The organism is Flavobacterium sp. HTF (genome assembly GCF_003105115.1).
Taxonomy (GTDB): Bacteria; Bacteroidota; Bacteroidia; order Flavobacteriales; family Flavobacteriaceae; genus Flavobacterium.
Window position 1 is genome coordinate 1 of the sequence record NZ_QETH01000134.1, and the last position, 8,395, is coordinate 8,395.

The following is an 8,395-nucleotide window of genomic DNA, read 5'->3' on the forward strand; positions in this document are numbered from 1 at the left end:
TAAATTATATTCATCAAAATCAGAAAAATATTTAATATTCAATAAAAAAAATACTTAGTTTTAGTAATTTACCTATAAATAATTAAATTATATTTAGTTTAATGAATTATGATTATTGATACTTTTTAAGTAATTTTGCCGCATAACATGACCATTCCAGATTATGATTAAAGAACAAAACAATACGACATTAACTTTCGAAGATTTCAAAACTGAAGTCATGAATGATTACAGAATTGCGGTTACAAGCCGTGAGTGTAGTCTTTTAGGCCGTAAAGAGGTATTGACAGGGAAAGCCAAATTTGGAATATTTGGTGACGGAAAAGAAGTTCCGCAGCTTGCAATGGCCAAAGCTTTTAAGAATGGCGATTTTCGTTCAGGCTATTACCGCGACCAGACTTTTATGATGGCAATTGGAGAATTGACTCCTAAGCAGTTTTTTGCCGGTTTATATGGTCATACCGATTTAGATTTTGATCCAATGTCTGCAGGAAGACAAATGGGCGGACACTTTGTAACGCACAGTTTAAACCAAGACGGTTCCTGGAAAGATTTAACAAAACAAAAAAATTCAAGCTCAGATATATCTCCTACTGCCGGACAAATGCCAAGATTATTGGGATTGGCACAGGCTTCAAAAATCTACAGAAATGTTGATGGTATTACAATCAAAGACAAATTTTCTGTAAATGGTAATGAGGTGGCATGGGGAACAATTGGTAACGCCAGTACTTCTGAAGGTTTGTTTTTTGAAACTATAAATGCTGCCGGAGTTTTACAGGTTCCGATGGTAATGAGTGTCTGGGACGATGAGTATGGAATTTCTGTTCATGCAAAACACCAGACTACCAAAGAAAACATTTCTGAAATCCTTAAAGGATATCAACGTGATATGGACTCAAAAGGTTATGAAATCTTTAGAGTAAAAGGCTGGGATTATGCCGAACTGGTTTCTACTTACGAAAGAGCAGCATCAATTGCACGCGAAGAGCATGTTCCGGTTTTAATTCACGTAAACGAATTAACTCAGCCGCAAGGACATTCAACCTCGGGTTCGCACGAACGTTATAAAAACGGAGAAAGACTTGCCTGGGAGAGAGATTTTGACTGTATCCGCCAGATGCGTCTATGGATGATTGCAATTAATATTGCTTCTCCGGAAGAACTGGCTGAAATTGATTTTGAATTGAAAAAAGAAGTTCTGGAAGCCAAAAAAGAAGCCTGGAATTCTTTTATAAACCCAATTATTGATGATCAGAAAAATCTTCTGGCTTTATTAGAGCAAATTGCCGAAGCAAGCATCAACCACAAGGAAAGAATTAGAAAATATATTACGGAGCTAAGCGCAATAAAAGCACCTTTGAAAAAAGATATGCTTTCTATAGCCCGAAAAATTCAGCGTTTTATTGAAGTTCCAAACAGCAGAGTATTATTATCTGACTGGGTAACAAATTATATCGGAATCACTCAGGAAAAGTTTAGCAGTAACCTGCATTCAGCTTCTGCAAAAAATGTATTTTCAGTAGAAAAAGTACTTCCTGAATATGCAGAAAATGCAAAACCTGATTTAGACGGAAGAATGATCCTGCGTGATAATTTTGATGCCTTATTTTCAAAATATCCTGAAACACTTATTTTTGGAGAAGATGTCGGAAACATTGGTGACGTTAATCAGGGATTAGAAGGCATGCAGGAAAAATACGGAGAACTTCGTGTTGCCGATGTCGGAATTCGTGAGGCCACTATTATTGGTCAGGGAATCGGTATGGCTTTGAGAGGACTTCGCCCAATTGCTGAAATTCAGTATTTAGATTATTTACTGTACGCTATTCAGATCATGAGTGATGATTTGGCTACTTTACAATACAGAACTGTTGGAAAACAAAAAGCACCGTTAATTATCAGAACACGCGGACACCGTCTTGAGGGTATCTGGCATTCGGGTTCTCCAATGGGAATGATTATTAATGCTATCCGCGGAATTCATGTTTTGGTTCCGAGAGATATGACGCAGGCTGCAGGTTTCTACAATACACTTTTGGAGTGTGATGAACCGGCTTTAGTAATCGAATGTTTAAATGGATACCGTTTAAAAGAAAAGACTCCTTTGAATTTTGGTGAATTCAAAACACCAATCGGGGTGGTTGAAACTTTAAAAGAAGGTGCAGATATCACTTTAGTTTCTTACGGATCTACTTTGAGATTAGTACAACAGGCTGCAACTGAATTATTAGACTTAGGGATTGACTGTGAAGTAATTGATATTCAGTCTTTACTTCCTTTTGATATCAATAAGGATATTGTAAAAAGTGTCGCTAAAACAAATCGTCTTTTAGTAATTGACGAAGATGTTCCGGGTGGAGCTTCAGCGTATATCCTGCAACAGATTCTGGAAGAACAGGATGCGTACAAATATCTGGACAGCAAACCACAAACCTTGGCTGCAAAAGCACACAGACCTGCTTACGGAACCGATGGTGACTATTTCTCTAAACCTTCCGCAGAAGACATTTTCGAAAAGGTTTATGAAATGATGAATGAAGTTAACCCTTCTAAATTTCCTGCTTTATACTAAGGATTTAGAATGTTATAGATAATAAAAAAGCTCCAATCTGGAGCTTTTTTTGTTTACGCATGGTTTGTCATTGCGTTTATTTTAGACCGTAAAATACATCTGCAAATAATTTATTTAGAACCCAGAATAGCCCTCGCCTTTTCCAAATCTTCAGCTGTATCAATTCCGATTCCTATATGAGTTGTTTCGACCATTTTAATACGTTTCCCGAATTCTAAATAACGAAGTTGCTCTAACTTTTCAGAAGCTTCTAAAGACTTCATCGGCAAACTGTAAAAATCCAATAAGGCCTGTTTTCTAAAAGCATAAATTCCGATATGCTGAAAATAACGAACTCCTGCCTCTTTGTCTCTCGGATATGGAATTACAGATCTTGAAAAATACAATGCAAACTGTGACTGATCGACAACTACTTTTACATTATTCGGGTTGTTGATTTCTTCTTCGTTTGTGATTTCTCTCATCAGAGATGCCAAATCAACTTTATGATCCGGATCATTTCTAAAAGCTTCTAAAACCTGTTCTAACGGACCGGCTTCTGTAAAAGGTTCGTCACCTTGTACATTTACTACAATATCAACATCAAGATTAGCCACCGCTTCGGCAATACGGTCGCTTCCGGATTCGTGTTCTTTGATACTCATAATGGCTTTTCCGCCGTTGGATACAATTTCTTCAAAAATCAAATCAGAATCAGTTACGACAAAAACATCGTCGAATAATTTTGTTGAAACCGCAGCTTCATACGTTCTTAAAATCACTGTTTTTCCTCCCAGATCCTGCATTAGTTTTGCAGGAAAACGTGTTGAGGCATATCTCGCCGGAATTACCGCTATTATTTTCATTTCTTTATTTTTATTTTTTTCTCTGTGAATCTCTGTGAAAACTTTGCGAATCTCTGTGTTATAGTTATTACACAAAGTTACACTAAGGTTTCGCAAAGGTTCGAAGGGTTTTACATGATTTTTACTGATGTCATACTTAAAGAACCTGCAAGCAATTTATCATTGAACAAACTCAGATCTTCTGATTTTTCTTTTAATCCCAACGTGTACAATAACGGCAAATAATGATCCGGAGTCGGGATTGCTGTCTGAACCGCTTTGTTCATTTTTTCGAAATCAATTAAAGGCTGAAAATTTCCATCCAAAAGATAATTATTAACGGTTTCTCTGGCTTCTATCGCCCAATCGAAACCATAATTATCTTTGTCAAAATTCCTAAAATCAACTAAACGGAGATTGTGAACGATGTTTCCGCTTCCGATAATCAAAACACCTTTGTAACGAAGTGCCTGTAATTTCTGAGCCAGCTCAAAATGGTATTGTCCTGGTTTTGTATAATCAATACTCAACTGAATTACGGGAACGTCTGCATTTGGATATAAATGTTTTATCACACTCCATGCTCCATGATCTAAACCCCAGTGTTCGTCTAAATCTACAGCAACAGGTTCGAGTATTTTTTTTGTTTCTAAAGCCAGTTCCGGGCTTCCTTTTGCGGGATATTGCACATCAAAAAGTGCCTGTGGAAAACCTCCAAAATCATGGATAGTTCTTGGCATTTGCATGGAGGTTACTTTTGTTCCATTGGTAAACCAGTGTGCCGAAATACACAAAATAGCATTTGGCTGTGGTAATGTTTTGGCCAGATCACGAAAACCGGCTACAAACTGATTTTCTTCAATAGCATTCATCGGGCTGCCATGTCCTAAAAATAAAACCGGCATTTTATCTGTATTCGAAAACGCTGATGAAATCGAATGTAAGTCGTTTAGTGTTGTCATCGTTATAAAATTTCAAACACGAATTTCACAGATTTACACAAATCATCATGTAAAAAATAATTCGTGTTAATTCGTGAAACTAGTGTTTTATTCCTCAAAACTCTCGTCTTTAAATCCTATCAAATATAACTTATTTTTGGCACGCGTCATAGCTGTGTAAAGCCATCTTATATAGTCACGATCGATTCCGTTTGGTAAATACGGCTGTTCTATAAATACCGTATTCCATTGCCCTCCCTGCGATTTATGACAGGTAATGGCGTATGAAAATTTCACCTGCAAGCCATTGAAATATTCGTTCTCTTTTACTTTCTGAAATCTTTTATATTTGGTTGTTTCATCTTCATAATCCTTCATTACTTCTTCATACAAACGATTTGATTCTTCGTATGTTAAAGATGGAGATTCGCTTTTAATCGTATCCAGTAACAAAACCGTTTCAAAAGGTTTCTGATCCGGATAATCGACCATTCTGATTTTTACCCTGGCAAAATTAAACCCATATAATTCCTTGATTCCAAAAAGTTCCAGAACTTCAATAATATCACCATTGGCAATAAATCCGGCTTCATCGGTTTCTTTTAACCAGAAATAATTATTTTTTACCACCATCAGGAAATCCCCAACCGAAAGTTCACTTTCCTTAAACAAAATTCGGGTTCTGATCTGCTCGTTGTACTGATTTGCTCTTTTATTAGAACGGACGATAAATGCAGTATCTTCAATACTCCAGTTACTATATGCGGTATTTATGGCATCCTGAATATCATAACCGTCCGTGAGCCTGACAATGTCTTTGAAACTTTTTACGTTAAATTTAAATTCAGTAATAAAAGATTCTTTCAGCAATTCACGCAATTCTGTTGCATTGTACAAAATCCCCGAACTTTCTTCCTGACGCATTACTTCGTCCAGTTCAATATGTTCGATTTCCTTGTCATAGTGTGCGCCCAGCGTATGTGTATCGAGCGCAGGACTGATTTCCAGATTTACAGGCGGTAACTGCGCAGTATCTCCCAAAAGAATCATTTTGCAATTGGTTCCCGAATAAACATAGCTAATTAAATCATCGAGAAGCGAGCCGCTGTCTAAGGTACTGTCAGAAATCATCGAAGCCTCATCGACTATAAAAATGGTGTTTTTATGTTTGTTGACCTGTAGGGTAAAAGCAATTCCCCCGCCGGAAGATTTTTTCGGGAAATATATTTTTTTATGGATAGTAAAAGCAGCCGTATTAGAATAATTGGCGATAACTTTTGCAGCGCGTCCTGTGGGTGCGAGCAGAACAAATTTCTTGTTGATATCCCCCAGATTATTTACAATTGTTGAAATCACCGTAGTTTTTCCAGTTCCTGCATATCCCTTTAATACAAAAATGGTATTGTTTGCCGGCTCAGTTAAGAAAATAGCGATTTTTTGAAAAAAAATATCCTGTTTTTGAGTGGGTGCAAAAGGAAATCTTTTTTGTAAAACGCCGTAAAACAGTGCTGAATTCATAGTGTAAATTTGAACCACAAAGTACGGCTTTTTTAGTGGCAATGGCAATTTCAAACTCTCTTTCAATCATAATATTTTGGTAATAAACAAAGCCTGAAGGGAATCCTTAATGAAAATTTAATACGAAAGTAACTTTAACAAAATGTTGTTTTTGAAATTGCAATTATTATTGTTGCTTTTAAATTTGTAAGTTTGTCTTTAATTAAATTCTTTCCTGACACTACAACCGATAAAGAACTGTAAATCAGATTATGCCATTTCACAATACTAATATCACGTCAAAAAAATATAAAAAACTTTCTGTTCAGGTTTCCCTGAATGGTTTTTCATTTTGTTGTTTTGATACACTAAATAATACTATTACTTCTTTTAACGAAGTAGAATTCACGCCTACACAAAGAGGGTCAAAAATAGAAGAATTATACAGTAATGCTTTTAAGAAACATGCAGAATTAAAAGATACATACGATGATATTACGGTAATTCACAGTAATAATCTTTCTACTTTTGTGCCTTCAGCTTTATTTGATGAAGATTATATGGGCAGTTATTTGCAGTATAATACAAAGGTTTTTGAGACTGATTTTTTTACTTTCGATAACATTCCAAATTACGAAATGAATACGGTTTATATCCCTTATGTCAATATCAACAACTTTCTGATTGATGAGATTGGTTCTTTCGATTATAAACACGCGAACAGCATTTTAATTGAAAAAATATTAGAAGCCTCTAAAAATAACGATGATAAAAAAATGATCGTTAATTTTAATCCGGAACATTTTGAGCTTATAGTGGTTCAAAACCAAAAGCTGCTTTTATTCAATTCATTTGAATATCAAACGCCTGAAGATTTTATTTATTACCTGCTTTTTACCGCAGAGCAACTGAGTTTAAATCCCGAAAGTTTTCAGTTGGAACTCTTAGGAACGATAACTAAAAATGATCCTTATTATGCCATTGCGTATAAATATATCCGATATGTTTCTTTCCTTGATGTAAGCATTTTACAGGAAAAAAACAGCTTTTCAACTGCACAGAATCAAAAACATTATATCTTATTTCAATCATGAGAATCATTTCAGGAAAATTCAAAGGGCGACGCATTTTTCCACCAAAAAATCTCCCCGTAAGACCCACAACTGACATGAGTAAAGAAGCATTATTTAATGTTCTGAACAATCATTTTAGTTTTGACGGTTTAAAAATTTTGGACTTATTTTCAGGAACCGGCAATATCAGTTATGAGTTTGCTTCCCGCGGAAGTGCACCAATTACTTCTGTTGACGGAGATTTTGGCTGTGTGAAATTTATAAAGCAGGTTTCATCAGAATATGATTTTGATATTGCGGCGACAAAAAGTGATGTTTTTAAATTTCTTGAAAACTGCAAAACCTCTTATGATATTATTTTTGCTGATCCGCCGTATGGCTTAGATCAGGCTACTTTTGAAAAAATAGTCTTAACGGTTTTTGAAAGAGGTTTACTGGAAGATGACGGTATGATGATTATTGAACATTCAAAATACACAAAACTGGACCATTTGAGTAATTATTCTTTTCAGAAAAGTTACGGCGGTTCTTTCTTTACTTTCTTCGAATTAAATTCAACTGACGATGATGAGGAACTTTCTGCCGATGATTCAGTATTAAAAATTACAGAAGAAGACGAAGGATAATTAAATTCATTTTCAAACATAAAAAATCCCTTGAAATTCAAGGGATTTTTTATGTTAAATCACTAAAATCCAAAATAGTAAGTTAATCCAATTCCATACCCTATTGTACTATAATCAACTTCATTATGCGGAAAACGATTTAATGTTTTTCCTAGATTAATATTGGTCGCATTCACACTAATAGCAAGAGAACTTGTTCCGTCTTCCGATAAAGGATATTCCATTCCTATTGTAAAACAAAATGAATGCTGCCAGTCTGCAATTTTACTTTTTTCGTTAAAAGATTTAGAAGAATTATTATCATCTATAAAGTTGTAGCTTTGATTTGCAGTAATTCTTGACATGTTTATTTTTGGGATAATATAATACCAGCATGCTGCATTATCACTAGTAAAGTCCTGATACCAAAGATAAATTTTAGGCCCAATAGTAAAATTCAACGAAGAAACATCTTTTTGTATCATCTTTCTGCTATTCTGAACATAATCATATTCTTTTATGTCTTTAATCCCCATAATAGAATAGCTCACAGAAACTTCTGGTTTGAATAAAGGGTGGAATTCAAATTCTACACCACCGCCCAAATCTGTCATAAGTTCTTTTTTAAAATCTTCATTTTCATAATAAAATGAAATATTACCAAAACCTCTTATTCTTTGTGCTTTTGTAGCACAAACACTAATTAAAAGTATAATAAAAATTACTTTTCTAAAAACTTTTAAATTGCAAAACCGCATAATTCAATTTTTAATTTAATGCAGCAAACTTAAAAGTAATATTTAAAAATATAAGAATTTATTTACTTTTTTTTAATTGCATTTTATCTGATCCTGCTTTCATTTTCATTAATACTTTTTTC

7 protein-coding genes are annotated in these 8,395 nt (G+C 34.7%); 3 read left to right on the forward strand and 4 right to left on the reverse strand.

The window, feature by feature from the left end; genetic code table 11:
- The first annotated feature begins 163 nt into the window (after window positions 1–163).
- Window positions 164–2,575 carry a thiamine pyrophosphate-dependent enzyme gene (locus DCO46_RS21470; RefSeq protein WP_116754523.1) on the forward strand — a complete coding sequence of 804 codons (2,412 nt, stop codon included), beginning with the start codon at window positions 164–166 and terminating at the stop codon, window positions 2,573–2,575.
- A 110-nt stretch (window positions 2,576–2,685) separates the two neighbouring features.
- On the opposite strand, the gene kdsB is transcribed toward DCO46_RS21470, so the two are convergent.
- From kdsB to DCO46_RS21485, 3 genes are all read right to left on the reverse strand, one after another.
- Window positions 2,686–3,420, reverse strand: a complete 735-nt coding sequence (kdsB, locus tag DCO46_RS21475; protein WP_116754529.1) for a 3-deoxy-manno-octulosonate cytidylyltransferase — start codon at window positions 3,418–3,420, stop codon at window positions 2,686–2,688.
- Window positions 3,421–3,530: 110 nt separating this feature from the next.
- Complete coding sequence (gene ygiD / locus DCO46_RS21480) at window positions 3,531–4,361, reverse strand: 4,5-DOPA dioxygenase extradiol (RefSeq protein ID WP_116754524.1); 831 nt, start codon at window positions 4,359–4,361, stop codon at window positions 3,531–3,533.
- Between the two features lie 87 nt (window positions 4,362–4,448).
- A complete protein-coding gene (locus DCO46_RS21485) occupies window positions 4,449–5,858 on the reverse strand; it encodes an ATP-dependent RecD-like DNA helicase (RefSeq protein ID WP_116754525.1) in 1,410 nt (469 codons plus the stop codon).
- A 251-nt stretch (window positions 5,859–6,109) separates the two neighbouring features.
- Here DCO46_RS21485 and DCO46_RS21490 point away from each other — a divergent pair, with 251 nt between their 5' ends.
- Window positions 6,110–6,931 carry a DUF3822 family protein gene (locus DCO46_RS21490; RefSeq protein ID WP_116754526.1) on the forward strand — a complete coding sequence of 274 codons (822 nt, stop codon included), beginning with the start codon at window positions 6,110–6,112 and terminating at the stop codon, window positions 6,929–6,931.
- The gene (locus DCO46_RS21495) at window positions 6,928–7,536 is read left to right on the forward strand and encodes an RsmD family RNA methyltransferase (RefSeq protein ID WP_116754527.1); all 609 of its coding nucleotides are present in this window, start codon (window positions 6,928–6,930) and stop codon (window positions 7,534–7,536) included. The genes DCO46_RS21490 and DCO46_RS21495 overlap by 4 nt, the downstream gene beginning before the upstream one ends.
- 62 nt (window positions 7,537–7,598) lie before the next feature.
- Here the strand turns inward: DCO46_RS21495 and DCO46_RS21500 are convergent, their stop codons facing one another.
- Complete coding sequence (locus DCO46_RS21500; protein WP_116754528.1) at window positions 7,599–8,273, reverse strand: hypothetical protein; 675 nt, start codon at window positions 8,271–8,273, stop codon at window positions 7,599–7,601.
- Between the last annotated feature and the right edge of the window lie 122 nt (window positions 8,274–8,395).

Coding starts and splice junctions, on each gene's coding strand:
- DCO46_RS21495 (WP_116754527.1), top strand. CDS start 6,928: ATGAGAATCATTTCAGGAAAATTCAAAGGGCGACGCATTTTTCCACCA.
- DCO46_RS21470 (WP_116754523.1), top strand. CDS start 164: ATGATTAAAGAACAAAACAATACGACATTAACTTTCGAAGATTTCAAA.
- DCO46_RS21490 (WP_116754526.1), top strand. CDS start 6,110: ATGCCATTTCACAATACTAATATCACGTCAAAAAAATATAAAAAACTT.
- kdsB (WP_116754529.1), bottom strand. CDS start 3,420: ATGAAAATAATAGCGGTAATTCCGGCGAGATATGCCTCAACACGTTTT.
- ygiD (WP_116754524.1), bottom strand. CDS start 4,361: ATGACAACACTAAACGACTTACATTCGATTTCATCAGCGTTTTCGAAT.
- DCO46_RS21500 (WP_116754528.1), bottom strand. CDS start 8,273: ATGCGGTTTTGCAATTTAAAAGTTTTTAGAAAAGTAATTTTTATTATA.
- DCO46_RS21485 (WP_116754525.1), bottom strand. CDS start 5,858: ATGAATTCAGCACTGTTTTACGGCGTTTTACAAAAAAGATTTCCTTTT.